This is a genomic window from Amycolatopsis sp. NPDC114478, from assembly GCF_055633805.1.
This window is the reverse complement of record NZ_JBVKDO010000037.1, coordinates 19,232-40,104: the sequence shown is the minus strand read 5'-3', so window position 1 is coordinate 40,104 and position 20,873 is coordinate 19,232. Positions and strand designations below refer to the sequence as shown.

General features: G+C 71.4%; 20 protein-coding genes. 12 read left to right on the top strand and 8 right to left on the bottom strand.

Annotated elements, in window-relative coordinates; genetic code table 11:
* The first annotated feature begins 657 nt into the window (after positions 1-657).
* The gene (locus ACZ7OH_RS48860; RefSeq protein ID WP_400899856.1) at positions 658-855 is read left to right on the top strand and encodes a hypothetical protein; all 198 of its coding nucleotides are present in this window, start codon (positions 658-660) and stop codon (positions 853-855) included.
* On the opposite strand, the gene ACZ7OH_RS48855 is transcribed toward ACZ7OH_RS48860, so the two are convergent.
* Positions 852-1,796, bottom strand: coding sequence for an ATP-binding protein (locus ACZ7OH_RS48855; RefSeq protein WP_470287200.1), 945 nt, complete (start codon positions 1,794-1,796; stop codon positions 852-854). The two genes, ACZ7OH_RS48860 and ACZ7OH_RS48855, sit on opposite strands and share 4 nt — an antisense overlap.
* Before the next feature lie 126 nt (positions 1,797-1,922).
* On the opposite strand from ACZ7OH_RS48855, the gene ACZ7OH_RS48850 reads away from it, so the two are divergent.
* Together ACZ7OH_RS48850 and ACZ7OH_RS48845 are read left to right on the top strand one after the other, a co-directional pair.
* Positions 1,923-3,323: an RNB domain-containing ribonuclease gene (locus tag ACZ7OH_RS48850; protein WP_470287199.1), complete on the top strand. Its 1,401-nt coding sequence runs from the start codon at positions 1,923-1,925 to the stop codon at positions 3,321-3,323.
* Positions 3,320-4,090, top strand: a complete 771-nt coding sequence (locus tag ACZ7OH_RS48845) for a helical backbone metal receptor (RefSeq protein WP_470287198.1) — start codon at positions 3,320-3,322, stop codon at positions 4,088-4,090. Before ACZ7OH_RS48850 ends, ACZ7OH_RS48845 begins: the two co-directional genes overlap by 4 nt.
* Here ACZ7OH_RS48845 and ACZ7OH_RS48840 read toward each other — a convergent pair.
* Genes ACZ7OH_RS48840 through gabT form a run of 3 tightly spaced genes read right to left on the bottom strand, consistent with a single transcriptional unit; the run spans position 4,018 to position 7,194 of the window.
* Positions 4,018-4,404 carry a hypothetical protein gene (locus ACZ7OH_RS48840; protein WP_470287197.1) on the bottom strand — a complete coding sequence of 129 codons (387 nt, stop codon included), beginning with the start codon at positions 4,402-4,404 and terminating at the stop codon, positions 4,018-4,020. The genes ACZ7OH_RS48845 and ACZ7OH_RS48840 overlap by 73 nt on opposite strands.
* A 10-nt stretch (positions 4,405-4,414) precedes the next feature.
* Entirely contained in the window at positions 4,415-5,842 is a 1,428-nt protein-coding gene (locus tag ACZ7OH_RS48835) for an aldehyde dehydrogenase family protein (protein ID WP_470287196.1), read from the bottom strand.
* Positions 5,839-7,194 (bottom strand): 4-aminobutyrate--2-oxoglutarate transaminase, encoded by a 1,356-nt coding sequence (gene gabT / locus ACZ7OH_RS48830; RefSeq protein ID WP_470287195.1) that lies wholly within the window; start codon positions 7,192-7,194, stop codon positions 5,839-5,841. Before gabT ends, ACZ7OH_RS48835 begins: the two co-directional genes overlap by 4 nt.
* 104 nt (positions 7,195-7,298) lie before the next feature.
* On the opposite strand from gabT, the gene ACZ7OH_RS48825 reads away from it, so the two are divergent.
* Both ACZ7OH_RS48825 and ACZ7OH_RS48820 read left to right on the top strand, forming a co-directional pair.
* Positions 7,299-8,738, top strand: coding sequence for a PucR family transcriptional regulator (locus tag ACZ7OH_RS48825; protein ID WP_470287194.1), 1,440 nt, complete (start codon positions 7,299-7,301; stop codon positions 8,736-8,738).
* A 34-nt stretch (positions 8,739-8,772) separates the two neighbouring features.
* Positions 8,773-9,156: a hypothetical protein gene (locus ACZ7OH_RS48820; RefSeq protein WP_470287193.1), complete on the top strand. Its 384-nt coding sequence runs from the start codon at positions 8,773-8,775 to the stop codon at positions 9,154-9,156.
* On the opposite strand, the gene ACZ7OH_RS48815 is transcribed toward ACZ7OH_RS48820, so the two are convergent.
* Together ACZ7OH_RS48815 and ACZ7OH_RS48810 are read right to left on the bottom strand one after the other, a co-directional pair.
* Positions 9,153-9,863: a cache domain-containing protein gene (locus ACZ7OH_RS48815; RefSeq protein WP_470287192.1), complete on the bottom strand. Its 711-nt coding sequence runs from the start codon at positions 9,861-9,863 to the stop codon at positions 9,153-9,155. The two genes, ACZ7OH_RS48820 and ACZ7OH_RS48815, sit on opposite strands and share 4 nt — an antisense overlap.
* 34 nt (positions 9,864-9,897) lie before the next feature.
* On the bottom strand, positions 9,898-10,632 hold the full coding sequence (locus ACZ7OH_RS48810; RefSeq protein WP_470287191.1) for a FadR/GntR family transcriptional regulator: 735 nt from the start codon (positions 10,630-10,632) through the stop codon (positions 9,898-9,900).
* Positions 10,633-10,741: 109 nt separating this feature from the next.
* Here ACZ7OH_RS48810 and ACZ7OH_RS48805 point away from each other — a divergent pair, with 109 nt between their 5' ends.
* From ACZ7OH_RS48805 to ACZ7OH_RS48785, 5 genes are all read left to right on the top strand, one after another.
* On the top strand, positions 10,742-12,163 hold the full coding sequence (locus ACZ7OH_RS48805; RefSeq protein WP_470287190.1) for a gamma-aminobutyraldehyde dehydrogenase: 1,422 nt from the start codon (positions 10,742-10,744) through the stop codon (positions 12,161-12,163).
* Positions 12,164-12,171: 8 nt separating this feature from the next.
* Complete coding sequence (locus tag ACZ7OH_RS48800) at positions 12,172-13,299, top strand: ABC transporter ATP-binding protein (RefSeq protein ID WP_470287189.1); 1,128 nt, start codon at positions 12,172-12,174, stop codon at positions 13,297-13,299.
* A gap of 18 nt (positions 13,300-13,317) precedes the next feature.
* Positions 13,318-14,520 carry an ABC transporter substrate-binding protein gene (locus ACZ7OH_RS48795; protein WP_400886945.1) on the top strand — a complete coding sequence of 401 codons (1,203 nt, stop codon included), beginning with the start codon at positions 13,318-13,320 and terminating at the stop codon, positions 14,518-14,520.
* A 75-nt stretch (positions 14,521-14,595) separates the two neighbouring features.
* Positions 14,596-15,435: an ABC transporter permease gene (locus ACZ7OH_RS48790; RefSeq protein WP_400899832.1), complete on the top strand. Its 840-nt coding sequence runs from the start codon at positions 14,596-14,598 to the stop codon at positions 15,433-15,435.
* 8 nt (positions 15,436-15,443) lie between these two features.
* Positions 15,444-16,232 carry an ABC transporter permease gene (locus ACZ7OH_RS48785; protein WP_400899830.1) on the top strand — a complete coding sequence of 263 codons (789 nt, stop codon included), beginning with the start codon at positions 15,444-15,446 and terminating at the stop codon, positions 16,230-16,232.
* Between the two features lie 449 nt (positions 16,233-16,681).
* Here the strand turns inward: ACZ7OH_RS48785 and pip are convergent, their stop codons facing one another.
* Positions 16,682-17,626: a prolyl aminopeptidase gene (pip, locus tag ACZ7OH_RS48780; protein WP_470287188.1), complete on the bottom strand. Its 945-nt coding sequence runs from the start codon at positions 17,624-17,626 to the stop codon at positions 16,682-16,684.
* A 421-nt stretch (positions 17,627-18,047) separates the two neighbouring features.
* Between pip and ACZ7OH_RS48775 the strand changes: the two genes are divergently transcribed.
* On the top strand, positions 18,048-18,977 hold the full coding sequence (locus ACZ7OH_RS48775; RefSeq protein ID WP_470287187.1) for an undecaprenyl-diphosphate phosphatase: 930 nt from the start codon (positions 18,048-18,050) through the stop codon (positions 18,975-18,977).
* Between the two features lies 1 nt (position 18,978).
* Entirely contained in the window at positions 18,979-19,848 is an 870-nt protein-coding gene (locus ACZ7OH_RS48770) for a cytochrome c oxidase assembly protein (protein WP_470287186.1), read from the top strand.
* On the opposite strand, the gene panB is transcribed toward ACZ7OH_RS48770, so the two are convergent.
* Complete coding sequence (gene panB / locus ACZ7OH_RS48765) at positions 19,845-20,708, bottom strand: 3-methyl-2-oxobutanoate hydroxymethyltransferase (protein WP_285999667.1); 864 nt, start codon at positions 20,706-20,708, stop codon at positions 19,845-19,847. The genes ACZ7OH_RS48770 and panB overlap by 4 nt on opposite strands.
* Positions 20,709-20,873 lie beyond the last annotated feature (165 nt).

The following is a 20,873-nucleotide window of genomic DNA, read 5'->3' as shown; positions in this document are numbered from 1 at the left end:
GGCCGCAACCGTCTGCCTCGGCCCAGCATCAGCCGCCTACCCCGCCGCGACCTGCCCAGCCCCTGCAGTCTGGGCCGCAGCCCCCTGCCCAACCGCAGCAGCCCGGGCCGCAGCCGCCTGCCCCGCAGCAGCAACCGCCTGCCCAGCAGCCCCCGGCTCAGGAGCCGCCTGCCCCGCAGCAGCCTCCCGCCCAGCAGCCCGCGGCCCAACAGCCCCCGGCCCACGAACCCCCGGCTCAGCCGCCCGCTGCGGCCGCCCCTTCCTGGCGTCCGACCGCTCCCGCCCCTCCGCCTGTGCGGTCCGGCAAACCCGTCTTCCCGGGCCCGGAATCGACCCCCCAGCCCTTCCCCACCCGGCACGCCGCCCCCGCGCGCCCCGTCTTCCCCGGTCCCGGCACCATGCCCGCCACCCCGCCCACCGCGCGTCCCGTCTTCCCCGGGCCGGACACCCCCCTCCCGCAACCCACCAAAGACCAGCAAGAGCCCGCCACCCCGCCGCGGGGGACTCCTCGCGGGTGGTTCGACGAGTTCAACGACCAGCCTCAGGACCCCCAAGACCCCGAAGAACCGCAGGACTTCGGCCCCACCGGGCAGCCGACCGAAATCCCCTACCGGTACAAGCGCTGAAAATCCGGCCGGGTAGTGCGAACCTGGGTTCATGTCCAAAGACCCGAACCCGGACCCGGGGTGGTACTACAACACCCGCACCCACCAGGTCGAGCACCTCGAACGCGGCCGCGGCGTCGACCTGCTCGGCCCCTACCCCGACGAAGCCACCGCCCGGCGGGCGCTCGACATCGCCAAGGAACGGACGCGGCAGGCCGACGCCGCCGACGCCAACTGGAACGACGACTAGACCGCTAGCCGCGGCCCCAGCACGAACTCCGGGTCCACCTGCGCAGCCAAGTCCGCGCCCGCCCAGGCGCGCGCGTTGCGCAGGTGGAACTCCACCGCCTGGCGCTGGTAGCGCGCCCAGTCGCGCTGCTCCGCGTCGACCGTCGCGTGCATCGACCGCAGCGTCGAGAGGTTGCGCGGCTCGAGCTCGGTGATCGGCCGGGCCGTGCCGCGCTCCGCCGCGCGCACGTGCCCCGATGCCGACAGCCACCCCAGCAACGCCGAACCCACCTGGTCCTGCAGGAACTCGACGTCGTCGGCGTCGGTCACCTTGTTGCCGACCACCACCAGCCGCACGCCGAAGTCGCGCGCGTAGTCCGCGTACTGGCGGTACACGCCCACGCTCCGGACCGTCGGCTCGCACACCAGGAACGTCACGTCGAACCGCGTGAACAGCCCCGACGCGAACGCGTCCGCCCCCGCGGTCATGTCCATCACGACGTACTCGCCCTCGACGTCGACCAGGTGGTTGAGCAGCAGCTCGGCCGCCCCCACCTTCGAGTGGTAGCACTTGACGCCCAGGTCGTCCTCGTCGAACTGACCGGTGACGCCGAGCCGGACGCCGCCCAGCTGCCGGAAACACGCCGAGAACACCGGGTTTTCCTCGAACGGCCGGACCAGCCGGGACCCGCGGCCGGGCGGGGTCGTCTTGATCATCGACGCCGCGTCCGGGATCCGCGGGTTGTCGCCGCGCAGGTAGTCCTTGATCAGCGCCATGTTGTCGCCGAGCGTCGGCCAGGCGAGCGCCTCCTCCTCGGTCGCGCCGAGCGCCACCGCGAGGTGCTGGTTGATGTCGGCGTCGATGGCCAGCACCGGCCGGCCGGCGTCGGCGAGGTACGCGACGAACAGCGACGACAACGTGGTCTTGCCGCTGCCGCCCTTGCCGACGAACGCGATCTTCACGGGATGCCCTTCCTGAGAATGAAGACGGTTTTCATTATTGCTCGAGAACGTACACCCGACCGGCCCGCGCCCGATCGGGCGATCATCGGCCCCTTCCGGGGTTAGGGTTGGGGGGTGCCTCCCCTGGTGATCAGGACACACTCGGCGGGCGGGGACTTCGGTCCGCTGCGCGCCGAGTTCTCGCTGCCGGAGTCGTTCGGGCCCGACGTGCTGGCCGAGGCGGAGGCGGCGGTCCTCGATCCGCTGGCCGAGCGCCGTGAGGACGCGACGGACCTGCCGTTCGTCACCATCGACCCGCCCGGAGCCAAAGACCTCGACCAGGCGATGGTCGTCGAGAAGACCGCGCACGGCTTCCGCGTGCACTACGCGATCGCCGACCTCGCCTCGTTCGTCCCGCCCGGCGGCGCGCTCGACCGCGAATCGCGCCTGCGCGGCCAGACGCTTTACCTGCCGGACGGGAACGTCCCGCTGCACCCGCCGGTCCTGTCCGAAGGCGCCGCGAGCCTGCTGCCCGGCGAGATCCGGCCCGCGGTGCTCTGGACCATCGAGACCGACGAAGCGGGCGAGCCGACCGCCACCCGCGTCCGCCGCGCGCTGGTCCGGTCCACCGAGCAGTTCGACTACGAGACGGTCCAGGCCGCGCTCGACGCCGGCAACCCGCACCCGTCGGTCGCCGCGTTGCCCGAGCTGGGGCGGCGACGGCGCGAGCTGGCCGTCCGGCGCGGCGCCGTCGAGCTGCAGCTGCCGGAGCAGGAGATCAGCGGCAACCCGGACGGCGGCTGGGTCCTCGCGCGCCGGCCGCGCACGGTCGTCGACGCGTGGAACGCCGAGATCTCGCTGCTCACCGGGATGGCCGCGGCGCGGATCATGATCGACGCGCGGGTCGGCGTCCTGCGCACGCTGCCCGACCCGGAACCCGAGGCCGTCGACTGGCTGCGCCGGTCCGCCGAGGCGCTGGGCATCGCGTGGGCGCCCGGCGCGACCGTTTCGGAGTTCCTGTCCCGGCTTGATCCGGGGCAGCCGGCGTCGATGGCGCTCTACGCCGACACGACGCGGCTGCTGCGCGGCGCGGGCTACACGGCATTCGACGGCGAACTGCCCGCGTTAACGACGCACGCGGGCATCGGCGGCGCGTACGCGCACGTGACGGCGCCGATCCGGCGGCTGGTCGACCGGTTCGCGACGGAGATCTGCCTGGCCGTCTCGGCCGAGCGAGACGTGCCTGACTGGGTCCGGGCGGCGCTGGCGGACGTCCCGGACCGCATGATGGCGTCGGACACGCTCGCCGCGAAGGTCGAGCGCGCGTGCATCGACCAGGTCGAGGCGTGGGTGCTGGCCGAGCACATCGGCGGCGAGTTCAGCGCGGTCGTGCTGCGCGCGGACGAGAACAAGGCGGAGATCCTCGTCGAGGACCCGACGGTGATGGCGAAGTGCGCGGGCGAGAAGCTGACCGCGGGGGAGCGGATCGGCGTCCGGCTGACCGCGGTGGACGTCGAGAAGCGGAAGGTGTCGTTCGAACGCGCATGACTCTCGTCGACGATCTCGGGGAGCCGGTGCCGCTGAGCAGCCCGGCTTCGCGCGTGGTTTCGCTGGTGCCGTCGCTGACCGAAGCGGTCGAGCTCAGCGCGCCCGGCCGGCTGATCGGCGCGACGGACTACTGCACGCATCCGGCTGACTTGGACGTGCCGCGGGTCGGCGGGTCGAAGTACCCGAAGCTCGACCGGGTGCTGGACCTGGCGCCCGACCTCGTGCTGGCGAACTCGGAGGAGAACCGCCCGGAGGACGTGGAACGACTGCGTGCCAACGGGATCCCGGTGTGGGTGATGGCCGCGGCGGCGTCGGTGCCGGCGGCGCTGGGCTCGCTGCGGCGGATCCTGACCCAGGCGTACGAGCTGGACGAGCCGGAGTGGCTGGTCGCGGCGGAGGAGGTCTGGCGCGAGACCCGGCCGGTGCGCTTCCACGCGGTGGTCCCGGTGTGGCGCAAGCCGTGGATCGTCCTGGGCCGCGACACCTTCGGCGGCGACGTCCTGCGCCGGGTGGGGGTGGCGAACGTCTACGCGGGTTCGCCGGAGCGGTACCCGCGACCGGAGATCGCGGAGCTGCGGGCGCACTTCGCGGCCGACGCGGACCTGCTGGTGCTGCCGGACGAGCCCTACGTGTTCACGGAGGAGGACGGCCCGGACCACTTCCCGGACGCGCGGTACGTCCTGGTCTCGGGCCGTCACCTCACGTGGTACGGACCTTCGCTGGTCGAGGCGCATTCCGCGTTGACGGAGGCGCTGGCCGGGCTGTGAAAGTCGAAACCCCGCGCGAGGGCGGCGCGAACGGCGTCGACGACTTCGGCCGGGCGGACCGGCTCGGTCGCCAGGTGCAGCCAGTTGTCCGGCCGCGGCCGCCCGGTGTCGACGACGAGCGTGGCGCCGGGCCGGTCGGCGAGTTCGACCGCGAAGGTCATCGTGGCGCCGAGCCCTTGCGAGTAGGTCGGCCTGGGGCGGACCGACCAGCGGTAATTCGTGCCGTCGATCGTGATTGGCCGCGAACCCTTGCGCGCTGGCGTCATGAAGCCCTCCCCGCTCGGCCTCGAACCTACGTCGAGGCCGAGCGACAAGCGAGCATTTTCAGAACGTCAATCCCGTCAGGACCGTGACCCGCTCCTCGGTGAAGTCCGCCATCGCCGAGGCCGGGCCCTCGCGGCCCACCCCGGAGTCCTTCACCCCGCCGTACGGCATCTGATCCGCGCGGAAGCTCGGCACGTCACCCACCAGCACCCCGCCGACCTTCAACGCCGCCGACACCTCGAACGCCGTCGGCAGGTCGCGGGTGAACACGCCCGCCTGCAGCCCGAAGCGCGACGCGTTGATCCGCGCCACCCCGTCGGCCACCGACGGCACCCGGACCAGCGAAACCACCGGCCCGAACACCTCCTCGGCCATCACCGACGCGTCCTCCGGGACGTCCGCCAGCACCGTCGGCTCCACCGTTGCTCCCGAGCGGCCGCCGCCGGTCAGCAAGCGCGCGCCCGAGGACACCGCCGAAGAGATCCATGACGACACCCGCGTGGCGGCGTCTTCGTTGATCAGCGGGCCGACGTCGACGCCCTCCGCACGCGGGTCGCCGGTGCGCAGCGAAGCGACCTGCTCGACGACCTTCGAGGCCAGAGCGTCGAAAACCGAATCGTGCGCGTACACCCGCTGCACCGAGATGCACGACTGCCCGGCCTGGTACATCGCGAACGTCGCGATCCGCTGCGCCGCGAAGTCGAGGTCCGTCCAATCCGGACAGACAAGCACCGCGCCGTTCCCGCCCAGCTCCAACGCCACGTGCTTGCGCGGCGCGCGGTCGCGGATGGCCCAGCCGACCGGGACCGAGCCGGTGAACGACACCACCGGCAGCCTCGGGTCCTCGACGAGCCGGGACGAGGTCTCGTTGTCCACCGGCAGGATCGACCACGACCCCGCTGGGAGGTCCGTGCCGGCCAGGATTTCGCCCAGCAGCAACGCCGTCAGCGGCGTCGCCGGCGCCGGCTTCAGCACGATCGGCGCGCCCACCGCGATCGCCGGGGCCACCTTGTGCGCCACCAGGTTGAGCGGGAAGTTGAACGGCGTGATGCCCAGCACCGGGCCCCGCGGCACGCGCCGGACCAGCGCGAGCCGGCCGGTGCCGCCCGGGTCGGTGTCGAGCCGCTGCAGCTCGCCCGAGAAGCGGCGGGCCTCCTCGGCGGCCCAGCGGAACGTCGACACCGCGCGCCCGACCTCGCCGCGCGCCCACTTCAGCGGCTTGCCGGACTCGGCGGTGATCAACGCCGCGATCTCTTCGGACCGCTCACCCAGTTCCCGGGACACGTGGTCCAGCGCGCCGGCGCGGACGTGCGCGGGCAGCGTCGCGAACTCGTCGGCGACGTCGTGCGCGGCCTGCACCGCGGCTTCGACGTCCGAAGCCGACGGCACGAAGTGCGAACCGGCCGTCGAGCCGTCGAAGGAGTGGCGGACGTCGACCGGAGGACCGCCGGTCACCGGCTTTCCGGCGACCCAGAAGGGGGAAGTCATGCGCGAGCCTCCGTGCGGACAGCGTGCTCGAGGACTGAGAGGCCCTCGTCGAGCAGGTCGTTGGACAGGGACAGTGGCGGCAGCAGCCGGACGACGTTGCCGTAGGTGCCGCAGGTCAGCACCACCACGCCGGCCCGGTGGCAGGCCGCCGCGACGCGCTTGGTGAGGTCGGCGTCCGGTTCCGAAGTTCCCGGACGGACGAACTCCGCGGCCAGCATCGCGCCGCGGCCGCGGACGTCACCGATCACGCCGGTCTCATCAGCCAACGCCCGCAACCGAGGCAGGACAACGCCTTCGATGCGCTTCGCCGATGCCGCCAGATCTTCGGTCTTCATGGTCTCGATCGAGCCGAGCGCGGCTGCGCAGGCGATCGGGTTGCCGCCGTACGTGCCGCCGAGGCCGCCCGGGCCGACCGCGTCGAGAAGCTCCGCGCGGCCGGTGACGGCGGACAGCGGCAGGCCGCCCGCGATGCCCTTCGCCGTCGCGATGAGGTCCGGGACCACGTCCTCGTCGGTGGACGCGAACCAGGAGCCGGTGCGGCAGAAGCCCGTCTGGACCTCGTCGGCGACGAACACGACGCCGTTTTCGCGACACCACGCCGAAATCGCGGGCAAGAAGCCGCGCGCGGGCTCGATGAACCCGCCCTCACCCTGGATCGGCTCCAAGACGACCGCGGCCACCTGGTCGCCGCCGACCTGCTTCTCGATCCGGTCGATCGCCAGCGCGGCCGCTTCGGGGCCGGACAGGCCGTCGCGGTAGGGGTACGAGGCCGGCACGCGGTAGACCTCGGGCGCGAACGGGCCGAAGCCGTGCTTGTAGGGCACCGACTTCGCGGTCATGCCCATCGTCAGGTTGGTGCGGCCGTGGTAGGCGTGGTCGAACACGACGACGGCCTGACGCCCGGTCGCCACGCGCGCGATCTTCACGGCGTTCTCGACGGCTTCGGCGCCGGAGTTGAACAGCACCGACTTCTTCGCGTGGTCGCCCGGCGTCAGCTCGGCCAGGGCCTCGCAGACCTCGACGTACCCCTCGTACGGCGTGACCATGAAACAGGTGTGGGTGAACCAGCACGCCTGCTTGCGGACGCGGTCGACGACCGCGGGCGCCGAGTGCCCGACGTTCGTCACCGCGATGCCGGAGCCGAAGTCGATCAGGACGTTGCCGTCGGCGTCGGTGAGCAGGCCGCCGCTGGCCGAGGTGACGTAGACGGGCAGCACCGAGCTGACCCCGGCGGCGACGGCGTTCGCGCGGCGCTCCTGCAGCTCGCGCGAGGCGGGGCCGGGGATCTCGGTGCGCAGCCTGCGCTGCCGGGGCGCCGGGGCCTGCGGCTCGGCGGTGGTGCTTGCGGTCACGGCGTGCTCCCTGGGGAAAGTCGGTGGACGTCCTCAGGATGAGCGGTCACCGGACGGTCGTCAGCTGGACGTTCTGGCTAAATCGGTGCGTATGATTGGCCGTCATGGCACTCACGCTGGCCGGACTGGCCACCGACCGCCCGCTCGGGCTGCGGGTGCTGACCGGCGAAGACGTTCTCGATCGGCCGATCGGCTGGGTCCACCCGACGGAGCTGACCGACCCGCAGGCCTTCCTCGAAGGCGGCGAACTGCTGCTCACGACCGGGCTGGCCCTGGACGAAGAGTCGTCGCCGGCCTACGTGCGCCGGCTGGTCGACGCCGGGGTCGCGGGGCTCGGCTTCGGCGTCGGGCTGAGCCACGAGTCCGTGCCGCGCTCGCTCGTGACGACGGCGGCCGACGTGGGCCTGCCGGTGCTGGAGGTGCCGCGCGAGACGCCGTTCATCGCGATCACCCGCGCGGTGTCCCGGGCGGTGGCGGCCGACGAGTACGCGACGACGGTCCGGATCGGCCGGGCCCAGCAGGAGCTGACGCGCACGGCGGTCGGCAAAGGCGGCCCGGCTGGGGTGCTGCGCAAGCTGGCGAAGCTCGTCGACGGCTGGGTGCTGCTCTTCGACCGGACAACCGTCTCCGAAGCGGCTCCGGCGAGTGCGCGCGCGTACGGCGCTTCGCTGCGCGAAGAGCTGGAGCGGCTTCGCACCGGTACGCGGGTTGTCGCGCTCGACAGACAGGAAGTCGTGCTGCAGACCCTCGACACCAGCGCGCGCCGGGTGCTCGCCGTCGGTGCTTCGCTGGACACGGCGGGGCGGCACATCGTCAACACAGCGGTTTCGGTGCTTTCCCTGGCGCTGGAACAGGATCGCGCGCAGGCGGCGGCGCGCGAGGCGTTGCGGACCGGGCTGCTGGAGCTGCTGGTGGGCGGGCAGGCGGAGCTGGCCCTGCGGGTGCTGGCCGCTTCCGGGACCGAAGCGCCGGCCGCGCCGTGGTCGGTGCTGGTGTTCGCGGGCGTGCCCGCAGCGCGGCGCAAGCTGCTCGGCGCGCTGGAGAACGAGCCGGTGTTTGCCGCGCGGCACGGCTCGTCGGTGGTCGTGCTCGGCGCCGCGGAAGCCGTGACGGACGCGGCGCTGCGGATCGGCGGCCTGCACGGGGGAGTGGCCGGCCCGGTGGCCCCGGCGGACTTCGCGGTCGGGCTGGAGCAGGCGGAACTGGCGTGCCGGGTCGCGGAGGCCGAGGGCAAGGTCCTGGTGTCGGCGGCCGAGCACACGGGCCGCGGCCTGCTGACCCTGATCGAGCCCGCGGTGGCGCAAGCGTTCGCGCGCGGGCTGCTGACCCCGTTGCGAGACCACGACGAGACGGGCCGCGGCGACCTCGAGACGTCGTTGCGCTGCTGGCTGGAACACCACGGCCACTGGGACGTGGCGGCCGCGCGGCTGGGCGTCCACCGGCACACGCTGCGGAACCGGATCCGCAAAGCCGGCGAACTGCTGGGCCGGGACCTGGACTCACCGGGCGTCCGCGCGGAGCTTTGGGTGGCGCTGCAGGCGTGAGCAACGGCGGCACCGCGCCGGGCGTCCCCTTTTCGTGGGCTACCGAATCGCCGCCGCCGCGGTGGCGGGAGGGCTGGTCCTCGCCGCGGGCGGGGCTGCCTTCCTCCCGTGGACGGCCAACCACTTCGGCTACGCGCTGCCCGGCGACCACGGGCTGCCGTACCGCATCCACCACGCCGGCCGCGACTACCGCGGTGCCGCCTGCGCCGGGGCCGACTGGTGCGCCGGTTCGCCTTACTGCGTGCCGTTCAGCGTCGACGAGACGGCGTTGACCCAGGTCGACGAGGTCGGCACGTGGTTCGGGACTGCGCACGCCGTCTACACCGCCGAGCCCGTGACCGACGGCGTCCCCATCCGGGTTCTCGTGCGAGCGGACGGGAACTGCTTCGTCGGCTACGCGCTGATGGGCGGCCCCTAGCCGGTGACGAGCACGATCGGTGAGTCGCCGCAGCGCCGCAGGGCCGGTCCCGGTTCCGCGCCCGCCGACCACCAGGCCGGGACGTCGGCCTCGCGCACCAGCGACCCCGTCGGCTGGCGGACGCTGTTGGAGACGATCACGCGCCCCTGCGCGTTCAGCAGTGCCGCCCCGCGACCCAGCGACCTCAGCCGGGGACGCACCGCCCGCTCGAATTCGCGCACGTACACGTCCGCGCCGACCACGCCCGCGAAAGCACCGCCGCGGAACACCGGGATCGTGAACGTCAACGTGTACTCGTCGGTGCACAGGTAATCGACGTACGGGCCGTTGATGTGGCGCCGCCCGGTGTCGCGGGGGACCGTGAACCACGACTGGCGCGTGTAGTCCAGGAAGTTCTCGCTCGCCGGGTCCAGGCTGATGAACAGCTGGGACGGCGGCTCGCCCGTGGAGCACGTCCACCACTCGAAGCCGAACTCGGAATCGGCCAGCACGCGCGGTGCGCTGACGAAACCCGCGCCGATGACCAGGCCGCCCAGCGCCTCGATGACCTGCGGGCGGATCCGGTGCAACGCCGACGCGGACGGGTCGTCGGCCAGCACCGACTCGGCCGCCGCCAGCAGGGGCTTCAGCCGTTCGAAGACCCCTTCCACCAGCGCCGAGACCTGCTCGACGACCTCGTCGCCGGTCAGCGTGCGGGTGTCGTTCACGGTGCTCACCTCGATGCGCGGAGTGTGCCGGAGTTTACGGGGCCAGCAGGTCGAGGTGCACGTCCGCGAGGCGGTCGAGCGCCCCCAGGATGTGCTCCTCGGTGAGCTTGCGGGCCAGCTCGCCGTCCGCGGCCGCGATCGCCGCGGTGATCGCCGCGTGCTCCTCGTGGGCGTGGGACGCCGGGTCGAGCGGGAGCCACAGCAGGCCGCCGCGCTCGGTCTGCAGCTGGAGCTCTTCGTGCGTCAGCCGGGGTGACTGCGCGGCCGCCGCGATCTCCAGGTGGAACTGCCGCTCCGCCCGCGTGAAGTCGATGCCGTGCGCCGTGCGGAGGTCGTCGGCCGCGAGCCGCAGCCGCTCGATGTCTTCCGGCGAGCTGCGTTCGGCCGCGAGCTTGGCGGCGGCCCCGGCGATCGCCAGGTAGTGGTCGCCGACGTCGCGCAGGTCCGACAGCGACACCTCGCGCAGCCGCGAGCGCCACGCGTCCGGCGGCGGGTTGGCCGGCGCCCGGACGAAGCTGCCGCCGCTGCGCCCTCGCCGCGTCTCGACCAGCCCCTGCTGCCGCAGCGCCACCAGCGCTTCCCGGACGGTCACGGTCGAGACGCCGAACTGCGCGCTGAGGTCGGCTTCGCTGGGCAGCTGTTCCTGGTCGGCGAGCAGGCCGAGCGTGATGGCGTCGGCCAGCCGCGCCGCCACCGCCTCCGCGCGGCCGACCTGGCCGAGCGGCGCGAACATGGCGGACCGCGCGCTGTGCGACATGCCCTTGCGCATCGTGACCCTTCGCCTCGCCGCTACCCGTTCGCACCAATCTTGCCTGATCCTCTTGTCCTATTACATATGGACTTATATGTTTTAGCTCCGATCGCTGGAGGAGTCCATCGTGCAGGAGCTGAAGCACTACGTAGGCGGCGCATACGTCGAGTCCAAGTCGGGCCGGACGGCGGAGATCATCGACCCGGTCACCGGGCGCCCGTACTGCACCGCGCCGATCGCCGGGCCCGAGGACGTCGACAACGCGCTGCAGGTCGCCGCGACCGCGTTCGAGAGCTGGCGCGCGACGACCCCCGCGCAGCGCCAGCTCGCGCTGCTCAAGCTCGCCGACGCGCTCGAAGCCCGCGCCGAGGAGGTCGTGGCCGTCGAGTCCGCGAACACCGGCAAGCCGATCGCGCTGACCATGGCCGAAGAGATCCCGATGATCCTGGACCAGGTCCGGTTCTTCGCGGGAGCCGCGCGTGTGCTCGAAGGCCGTTCGGCCGGCGAGTACATGGAGGGACACACGTCGTTCGTCCGCCGGGAGCCGGTCGGCGTGTGCGCCCAGGTCACGCCGTGGAACTACCCGCTGCTGATGGCCATCTGGAAGATCGCGCCCGCGCTCGCCGCCGGCAACACGGTCGTGCTCAAGCCGTCCGACACGACGCCGGCGTCGACGCTGCTGCTCGCCGAGATCGCCGGCGAGTTCTTCCCGCCGGGGGTGTTCAACGTCGTCTGCGGCGACCGCGACACCGGCCGCGCGCTGGTCGAGCACGACATCCCGGCGATGGTGTCGATCACCGGCTCGGTCCGGGCCGGCATCGAAGTCGCGCGCAGTGCCGCCAACGACGTCAAGCGCGTCCACCTGGAGCTGGGCGGCAAGGCGCCGGTCATCGTCTTCGCCGACGCCGACCTCGAAGCGGCCGCCGAGGCCATCGCCATCGCGGGTTACTTCAACGCCGGCCAGGACTGCACCGCCGCCACGCGCGTGCTCGTCGCCGACGAAGTCCACGACACGTTCGTCGCGGCGCTCGCCCGGCAGGCCGAGAACACCAAGACCGGCAAGCCGGACGACGAAGACGTCGCCTACGGCCCGCTCAACAACGCGGCCCAGCTGGAGAAGGTGGCCGGGTTCATCGACCGGCTGCCGGCGCACGCGACCGTCCACTGTGGAGGGCACCGCGCCGGCGACGAAGGCTACTTCTACGAAGCCACCGTCGTCTCGGGCCTCAAGCAGGACGACGAGCTGAGCCAGAACGAGATCTTCGGCCCGGTCATCACCGTCCAGCGGTTCGCCGACGAAACCGAGGCGCTCAAGTCCGCGAACGCCGTGCAGTACGGCCTCGCGTCCTCGGTCTGGACCCGCGACCACCAGCGCGCGATGCGCCTGGCCGCGAAGCTCGACTTCGGCTGCGTCTGGATCAACACCCACATCCCCCTGGTCGCCGAGATGCCGCACGGCGGGTTCAAGAAGTCCGGCTACGGCAAGGACCTCTCGCTGTACGGCCTCGAGGACTACACCCGCGTCAAGCACGTGATGAGCGCATTGTGAGGGTCGCGATGCCCAACCAAGCACCCACCGAGACGCGGGAAGAGCCCGCGGCCCCCGAAAGCACGCGTCCGGCGATCCGGCTTTCCGGGCTGCGCAAGCACTTCGGCGACGTCCACGCGGTCGACGGCGTCGACCTCGACATCCCGCCCGGCGAGTTCTTCTCCATGCTCGGCCCGTCCGGCTCCGGCAAGACGACGGTGCTGCGCATGATCGCCGGCTTCGAGCTGCCCACCGAGGGCACGATCGAGCTGGACGGCCGGGACGTCAGCCGGCTGGCGCCGTTCGAGCGCGACGTCAACACGGTGTTCCAGGACTACGCGCTGTTCCCGCACATGTCCGTGCAGCAGAACGTCGAGTACGGCCTGCGCGTCAAGCGCGTCCCGAAGCAGCAACGCCGGGAGCGCGCGCTCGAAGCGCTGAAGACCGTGCGGCTGGACGACTACGGCTCGCGCAAGCCCGCGCAGCTCTCCGGCGGGCAGCGCCAGCGCGTCGCGCTCGCCCGGGCGCTGGTCAACCGGCCCAAGGTGCTGCTGCTCGACGAGCCGCTCGGCGCGCTCGACCTCAAGCTGCGCCAAGCCATGCAGCTGGAGCTCAAGCAGATCCAGCGCGACGTCGGCATCACGTTCGTCTTCGTCACCCACGACCAGGACGAAGCCCTGACCATGAGCGATCGCATCGCGGTGTTCAACGACGGGAAGATCGAGCAGGTCGGGACGCCGGAAGAGGTCTACGAGCGGCCCGCCAGCGCGTTCGTCGCCGGGTTCGTCGGCACGTCCAACCTGCTGGGCGGCCGCGGCGCCGAGTCCGTGATCGGCCGGCCGGGGCTGTTCAGCATCCGGCCGGAGAAGATCCGCATCGACGGCGAGCTGTCCGAGCCCGCCGCCGCGGGGGACACCAGCGCGACCGGCACGGTCACCGACGTCGTCTACGCCGGGGCGACCGTCCGGTACGCCGTCGCGCTCGACGCCGGGGGACAGCTGTCGGTCGTCCGGCAGAACGTCGATGACGCGGTTTTCGCAGACGGGCGCGTCCGGCTGAGCTGGCGGAACGAACACAGCTTCCAGGTCAGTGATGTCCGGGGCTTCGCCCCGGGGCCGGGGGCTCCGCCACCCGGAACCCCCGAAAAGCGCCAGTAGTACCTCGAAAGGGTTGCCATGAAGAACAGGAAGACGCGGCTTGCCGGGCTCCTCGGCGCCAGCCTGCTGTTGGCTGCATGTGGCACGTCGGGCACGAGTTCGTCCGCGCCGCCCGGTGCGCAGGGGTTCACCCCGCCGAAGCTGGAGGCGCTCAAGGCGCTCGGGCAGCCGGAGGGCCAGCTGAACGTGCTGGCCTGGCCGGGGTACGCGGAGAACGGCTCGAACGACCCGAAGGTCAACTGGGTGACGCCGTTCGAGCAGCAGACCGGCTGCAAGGTGAACGTCAAGCCGTTCGGCACGTCCGACGAGGCCGTGACGCTGATGAAGACCGGGCAGTACGACGTCGTGTCCGCCTCGGGTGACGCGTCGCTGCGGCTGGTCGCCTCGGGCGACGCCGAGCCGGTGAACACCGCGCTCGTCCCGAACTACGCCGACGTCCAGCCGTTCCTCAAGGACAAGTCCTGGAACAGCGTCGGCGGCGTGTCCTACGGCATCCCGCACGGCTGGGGCGCGAACCTGCTGACCTGGCGCACCGACAAGGTGACGCCGGCGCCGACGTCGTGGTCGGTGATGTTCGACGCGAACTCGCCCTACAAGGGCAAGGTGATCGCCTACGACTCGCCGATCTACATCGCCGACGCCGCGCTGTACCTGCAGGCCCACCAGCCGGACCTGGGCATCAAGAACCCGTACGCCCTCGACGACAAGCAGTTCACCGCCGCCGTCAACCTGCTCAAGCAGCAGCGGCCGCTGGTGAGCGAGTACTGGTCGGACTACCTCAAGGAGTCGCAGGCGCTGAAGAACGCCGACGCCGTCGTCGGCACCGCGTGGCAGGTCACGGTCAACCTGACCAAGGGCGAGGGCGCGCCGCTGGAGGCGTCCGTGCCGAGCGAGGGCGCGACCGGCTGGTCGGACACCTGGATGGTCGCGGCGAAGTCGGCGCACAAGACGTGCGCGTACAAGTGGCTCGACTACATCATCAGCCCCAAGGTCAACGCCCAGGTCGCCGAGTACTTCGGCGAGGCGCCGGCCAACCCCAAGGCGTGCGCGGAGATGACCGACAAGACGCTCTGCGACACCTACCACGCCAACGACGCCGGGTACGCGGCGAAGATCGCGTACTGGACCACGCCGATCCAGCAGTGCCTCGACGGCCGCACGGACGTCAAGTGCAAGGACTACGGCGAGTGGACCAAGGCCTGGACCGAGATCAAGGGCTGACCCCGATCCCCGGGAGCGGCGGGCTGTGTCCCCCCACTCCGCCCGCCGCTCCCGGACCTCTTCCTGCGAGGTGTGATGACCGCCGTATCGGCCTTCTTCTACCGGAAACCCAAGCTGCGCCTGGGTTTCCTGCTGTCGGCGCCGCTGCTCTGGCTCGGCCTCGCCTACCTGGGCGCGCTCGCCGCGCTGTTCGTCACGGCGTTCTGGCACACCGACAGTTTCACCGGCCAGGTCGTCATCGACTGGTCGCTGGACAACTTCAAGACGCTGTTCACCGACGCCGTGTACCGCACGATCACCTTCCGCACGGTCGGGATCGCGGCGCTGGTCACGGTGATCGACGCGGTCGTCGCGTTCCCGATGGCGTACGCGATGGCCAAGTTCGCTTCGCCGCGCGCGCAGCGGATCCTCGTGATCGCGGTGATGACCCCGCTGTGGGCCAGCTACCTCGTGAAGGCGTACGCGTGGCGCTCGATGCTGTCCGGAAACGGCGCCCTGAGCTCGATTTCGCCCGGTTACGGCGTCACGGCGACGATCATCACGCTCTCGTACCTGTGGCTGCCGTACATGATCCTGCCGATCTACGCGGGCCTCGACCGGCTGCCGGACTCCCTGGTGGACGCGTCCGGCGACCTCGGCGCGCGCTCGTTCCGCACGTTCCGGTCGGTGATCCTGCCGCTGACCTTTCCGGCCATCGTGGCCGGCTCGATCTTCACGTTCTCGCTGTCCCTGGGCGACTACATCGCGGTGAAGATCGTCGGCGGCACGTCCCAGATGCTCGGCAACGTCGTCTACGACAACATCGGCGCGGCGAACAACCTCCCGTTCGCGGCGACGGTCGCGACGGTGCCGGTCGTGATCATGCTCGCCTACCTGGCCGCGGTGCGCCGCACCGGCGCGCTCGACAACCTCTAGGAGCGCTCATGCGGACGCTGTTGCGGACGGCGCTGGGGCTCGGCCTGGCGGTGATCTACTTCCCGCTGGTCGTGGTGCTGCTCAACTCGTTCAACGCGGACACGACGTTCGGCTGGCCGCCGTCGAGCTTCACCCTGGAGTGGTGGCGCCGCGCGGCGTCCAACGAAGGGGCGCTGCACGCGCTGTGGACGAGCGTCCAGGCCGGCCTGGCGGCGACGGCGATCGCGCTGGTGCTGGGCACGATGGCGGCGTTCGCGTTGCAGCGCTACCGCTTCTTCGGGCGCAACCCGGTGTCGCTGCTGATCATCCTGCCGATCGCGCTGCCGGGCATCGTGACGGGCATCGCGCTGAACAACGCGTTCCGGACGATCCTCGGCATCAACCTGGGCCTGCTGACGGCGATCATCGCGCACGCGACGTTCTGCATCGTGGTGGTGTTCAACAACGTCGTCGCGCGGCTGCGCCGGATGGGCGGCAGCCTGGAGGAGGCGTCGATGGACCTGGGCGCGACGGGCTTCACCACGTTCCGGCTGGTGACGTTCCCGATGCTGCGCTCGGCGCTGCTCGCGGGTGGGTTGCTGGCGTTCGCGCTGTCGTTCGACGAGATCATCGTGACGACGTTCACCCTGGGCACGGGCATGGAGACGCTGCCGATCTGGATCTACGACAACCTGTTCCGGCCCAACCAGGCGCCGATCGTGAACGTCGTCGCCGCGGTGCTGATCGTGGTGTCGACGGTCCCGGTGTACTTGGCGCAGAGGCTGTCCGGCGACACGGCGTCGGGTGGCCGGCTGTGACTTCCGGGCGGTCTGCAAAACGGGAAGCCGGCAGCGCGACGAGAGCACGGCGTCACCAGACCTCCCCCGCCCTCCTCCCCAGCTGCATTCAGTCGACGACCGGGTTTGTCAAGGCACGCTTTCCCGCCTTGACAAACCCGGGCGGCGACGGACAATCCGAACGGAGGGCGGGGGAGGTCGGACCCGGTCTGCCGCGGCTTCAAAGAAAAAGACTGTCCTCGCCGGACGGGCAGGGCTCCGGGATGACCGGGGCTTTCCGAGTCTTCTCACCTTTTCGAGGTGGGCCGCTGGGTGGTCATCCCGTCGCCTGATTGAGGCCTATCACTTTGAGCCGGGCCCGCAAGCCTGGCATGCTCCCTCGCCTTGGTCTCTGGGTTGCGGGCCCGGCTCAAAGTGATTTCACGGCCTCAGGCGACGGGATGACCACCCAGCTCCTCTTGTGGGTCGCGCTATGCGCGGAATGCGTCCGTTGCCGCCCGCAGCGCGGCCAGCACACCCGGGTCCGTCACCGCGTGCCCGGCGCCCTCCAGGAGCTTCAGCTCCGAGCCCGGCCATGCCCGGTGCAGCTCGTACGCCGTGGTCGGTGGGCACACCGTGTCGTAGCGGCCCTGCACGAGGACGCCCGGGATGCCCGCTAGCTTGCCCGCGTTGCGGATCAGCTGGCCCTCTTCTAGCCAGGCGCCGTGGCGGAAGTAGTGGATCGCGAGCCGTGCGAACGTCAGCGCGAATGCCGGTTCCGCATACTGGCGGACGAACGACTCCTGCGGCTGCACGGAAACCGTTGCGCCCTCCCAGGTGCTCCACGCGACCGCCGCCCGGTGGCGGACCTTCTCGTCGGAGTCCTCGAGCAGGGAGGCGTACGCGGCCAACGGGTCGTCTCGACGAGGCTCCGGGATCGGCGCCAGGAAGGCCTCCCACTCGCGCGGGAACAGGTTGGCCGCGCCGCCGCGGTAGATCCAGTCGAGCTCGCTCCGGCGCACGGTGAACACGCCGCGCAGGATGATCTCGCTGACGCGGGAAGGGTGCCTCTCCGCATACGCGAGGGCGAGGGTCGCGCCCCACGAACCGCCGAAGAGCTGCCAGCGCTCGATTTCGAGCTTTTCGCGCAGCTTCTCCATGTCGGAAACCAGGTGCCACAAGGTGTTCGTGGACAGCTCGTCCGCGCCCGGCGTCGACTGACCCGAGCCGCGCTGGTCGAACAGGACGATCCGGTAGGCCGCGGGGTCGAAGTGCCGCCGCGCCATCGGCGCGATGCCGCTGCCGGGCCCGCCGTGGAGCACCACCACCGGCTTCCCGGCCGGGTTGCCCGCCTCCTGGTACCGGATCCGGTGGCCGTCGCCGACGTCCAGGAACCCTTCGGCGCGCGGGGGAATCGGCGGGTACAGCTCCTCCATACCCGACACTCTGCCGGAGGGTCCTGGCCGTCGCCCCGACACCCCGCCGCCGAGAGCCGGGACGACGACCAAGAAAGGTGGGAGCCCGCCCCCGCCGCCGGGCTGAGCGGGCTCCCGTCCAGGGGGTCAGCCGCCCGAGGCGGCCGGGTCCGACGAAAAGGGGGCGCGGTCACGGCCGCTGACAACCCGCACACGCAGCATTCCCGTCCTCCTCGTCGAGGGTCCGAATCTTCGTCGTGGCGGCGACGGGCTAAACGCTAAGCCACAGTGCGAACGTCAGTCAAGGACATGATTGAAGTTCATATACGTGAACACGTGCTGAGAGGACGCTGAGCTGGGTGGTGCCCCTTGCCGGCGCTTAACGGATGAGCCGGTACGTTCCGGTGTCGGGGATCGGAAAAGCAGGACGGAAAGGCTCGGAATGTCCGCGGTGACCTATCTCGAGGCGATTGTCGTCGGCGCCTTGCAGGGGGTGTCGGAATTGTTTCCGGTGTCCAGTCTCGGCCACAGCATCCTGCTGCCCGCCTGGCTCGGCGGATCGTGGCAGCGCGACCTGAGCATCGGCAAGGATTCGCCGTACCTGGCGGTCCTCGTGGCGATGCACGTCGCCACCGCGCTGGCGCTCGTGCTGTTCTTCCGCAAGGACTGGGTGCGGATCATCCGCGGCCTCTGGACGTCGGTCCGGCACCGCGAGGTCCGCACGCCCGACCAGCGGCTCGCCTGGCTGCTCGTGCTCGCCACCATCCCGGTCGGGCTGGCCGGGCTGCTCTTCGAAGGGCTGCTGCGCGACTTCCTCGGCAAGCCGGTGCCGGCGGCGATCTTCCTCACGCTCAACGGCGGGGTCCTCTACGCCGCCGAGAAGTTCAGCCGGCCCAGCAAGGCCGCCGCGGAAGAGGACACCGTGGACTTCTCCGCCGAGGACACCATGGTCATGCGGGCGGTCAGCGTCGAAGAGGCGACCGACGTCCGGCTGGCGAAGCTGCGCGTCGGCGAAGCGGTGCTGATCGGCGCGGCGCAGATCCTCGCGCTGCTGCCGGGCATCAGCCGCTCCGGCATCACGATGGTCGCCGGGCTGCGCCGCGGGCTCGGCCACGAGGACGCCGCGCGCTTCGCGTTCCTGCTCGCCACCCCGGTCATCCTCGCGGCGGGCGTGCTCAAGATGCCGACGCTGTTCGCCCCGGAGAACCACGCTTCGCTCGGCCCGGCGCTCGTCGGCAGCCTCGTCGCGGGAGTCGCTTCGTACATTTCTGTCCGGTTCCTCACCGGATACTTCGAAACGCGCACTCTGACCCCGTTCGCCATTTACTGCGTGGTCGCCGGAATCGGCAGCCTGATCTTCTTCGCGGTGTGAAGTGCCGCTGACGCTCGACGCCCCGGCGGTCCTGTGCGTGCTCGTCCTGGGCACGCTCTACGTCCGCGCGGCGCGCCACCGCGAGTGGCCGCCGGGCCGGACGGCCGCGTTCCTCGCCGGGCTCGCGACGATCGTGGTCGTCACGTGCTCGCCGCTGGCCGTCTACGACACGACGTTCTTCTGGGTCCGCGCGGTCCAGACGGTCACGCTGCTGATGATCACGCCGCTGCTGCTGGCCCTGGGCTCGCCGATCCGGCTCCTGCTCGACACCGTCCCGGCCCGGTGGCTGCGCGAGCACGGCCGCGGCCCGCTCGCCCGCGCGCTGACGTTCCCGCCGGTCGTCACGCTCGCCCTGGTCGTGCCGGTGCTGGTGCTCTACCTGACCCCGCTCTACGACCTCACGCTGCGCTCGCCGGTGGTGGACGGCCTGGTCCGGCTCGCGCTCGTGCTGGCCGGGTTCACGTACTTCTGGACGCGCCTGGCCCTCGACCCGACGCCCCGGCAGGACCCGCACCTCGTGTCGGTGTGGATCGCGTTCACCGAGGTCGTCTTCGACGGCGCGCTTGGCCTGGTGCTGTGGCTGGGGCCGCTGCTCGCGCCGGCGCACTACGCGGCCGCGCACCCGGGCCAGGGGCCGGATCCGCGCACCGACCAGATCATCGGCGCGGGCGTGCTGTGGATCGGCGGCGACGTCGCCGGCCTGCCGTTCGTGGTGGCGTTGTTCGTCCGCTGGGCCCGCGACGACGAGCGGCGCGCGAAGCAGATCGACGTCCAGTTGGACGAAGAAGCCGCTTCGGGCGCCGCATCGACGTCGGGGCTGTGGTGGGAGAACGACCCGGCGCTCGCCGAGCGGTTCCGGAGCCGGGGTTAGTCGTGGAAAGCGTGCTCCGGTGCCGGGAACTCGCCGCGGCGGACGTCCTCCGCGAAGGCCGTCGCCGCGTTCTGCAACACCGTCGCGACGTCGGCGTACCGCTTGACGAACCGCGGGGCCTTGCCGCGCCGCAGCCCGGCCATGTCCTGCCAGACGAGCACCTGGGCGTCGCAGTCCGGGCCGGCGCCGATGCCGACCGTCGGGATCTTCAACTCCGCCGTGACGCGCTTGGCGGCTTCGGCGGGCACCATCTCCATCACCACCGCGAACGCCCCGGCCTCCTGCAGCGCCAGCGCGTCGGCGAGCAGCACGTCCGCCGCTTCGCCGCGCCCCTGCACCCGGTAGCCGCCGAGGTTGTGTTCACTCTGCGGGGTGAACCCGATGTGGCCCATCACCGGCACGCCCGCCGACGTCAGCGCCTCGACGTGCGCGGCGAACCGCCGCCCGCCTTCGAGCTTGACGGCGTGCGCGCGGCCCTCTTTCATGAAGCGCACCGAGGTTTCGAGCGCCTGCTGCGGCGAGAGCTGGTAGGAGCCGAACGGCAGGTCGGCGACGACGAGGGCCCGCTTGACCGACCGGGTGACCGCCCGGACCAGCGGCAGCAGCTCGTCGACCGTCACCGGCAGCGACGTGTCGTAACCGAAGACGTTGTTGGCCGCGGAGTCGCCAACGAGCAGCACGGGGATCCCGGCCTCGTCGAACAGCGCGGCGGTGTACATGTCGTACGCGGTGAGCATGGGCCACGGTTCGCCGCGTTCCTTGAGCTCACGCAGGTGGTGGACGCGGACCTTCCGGCCCGGCGCCGGTTTGGCGGCGGGTCCGGTGCCGTAGGGGGCGGGTTCTTCGGCGCTGGCAGACATCGTCGTCGACCGTCCTTCCCTCGAGGCCTCGGTGAGGTCCCCGGGTCGTGGAGCAGAGGCGTCTCAAAGCGTGACACGCCCCCGGACCGGCCCCAACCCGGTGCGACCAGCTTCACACCCCCGGGTAGCACGGGCCGTCAGCCTTCAGGTTGATGCCCGGGGACA

Excerpts from the sequence above, each read along its gene's own strand:
- ACZ7OH_RS48860 (WP_400899856.1), top strand. The coding sequence starts at position 658 with ATGTCCAAAGACCCGAACCCGGACCCGGGGTGGTACTACAACACCCGC.
- ACZ7OH_RS48845 (WP_470287198.1), top strand. The coding sequence starts at position 3,320 with ATGACTCTCGTCGACGATCTCGGGGAGCCGGTGCCGCTGAGCAGCCCG.
- ACZ7OH_RS48835 (WP_470287196.1), bottom strand. The coding sequence starts at position 5,842 with ATGACTTCCCCCTTCTGGGTCGCCGGAAAGCCGGTGACCGGCGGTCCT.
- ACZ7OH_RS48825 (WP_470287194.1), top strand. The coding sequence starts at position 7,299 with ATGGCACTCACGCTGGCCGGACTGGCCACCGACCGCCCGCTCGGGCTG.
- ACZ7OH_RS48810 (WP_470287191.1), bottom strand. The coding sequence starts at position 10,632 with ATGCGCAAGGGCATGTCGCACAGCGCGCGGTCCGCCATGTTCGCGCCG.
- ACZ7OH_RS48800 (WP_470287189.1), top strand. The coding sequence starts at position 12,172 with ATGCCCAACCAAGCACCCACCGAGACGCGGGAAGAGCCCGCGGCCCCC.
- ACZ7OH_RS48795 (WP_400886945.1), top strand. The coding sequence starts at position 13,318 with ATGAAGAACAGGAAGACGCGGCTTGCCGGGCTCCTCGGCGCCAGCCTG.
- ACZ7OH_RS48790 (WP_400899832.1), top strand. The coding sequence starts at position 14,596 with ATGACCGCCGTATCGGCCTTCTTCTACCGGAAACCCAAGCTGCGCCTG.
- ACZ7OH_RS48785 (WP_400899830.1), top strand. The coding sequence starts at position 15,444 with ATGCGGACGCTGTTGCGGACGGCGCTGGGGCTCGGCCTGGCGGTGATC.
- pip (WP_470287188.1), bottom strand. The coding sequence starts at position 17,626 with ATGGAGGAGCTGTACCCGCCGATTCCCCCGCGCGCCGAAGGGTTCCTG.
- ACZ7OH_RS48775 (WP_470287187.1), top strand. The coding sequence starts at position 18,048 with ATGTCCGCGGTGACCTATCTCGAGGCGATTGTCGTCGGCGCCTTGCAG.
- panB (WP_285999667.1), bottom strand. The coding sequence starts at position 20,708 with ATGTCTGCCAGCGCCGAAGAACCCGCCCCCTACGGCACCGGACCCGCC.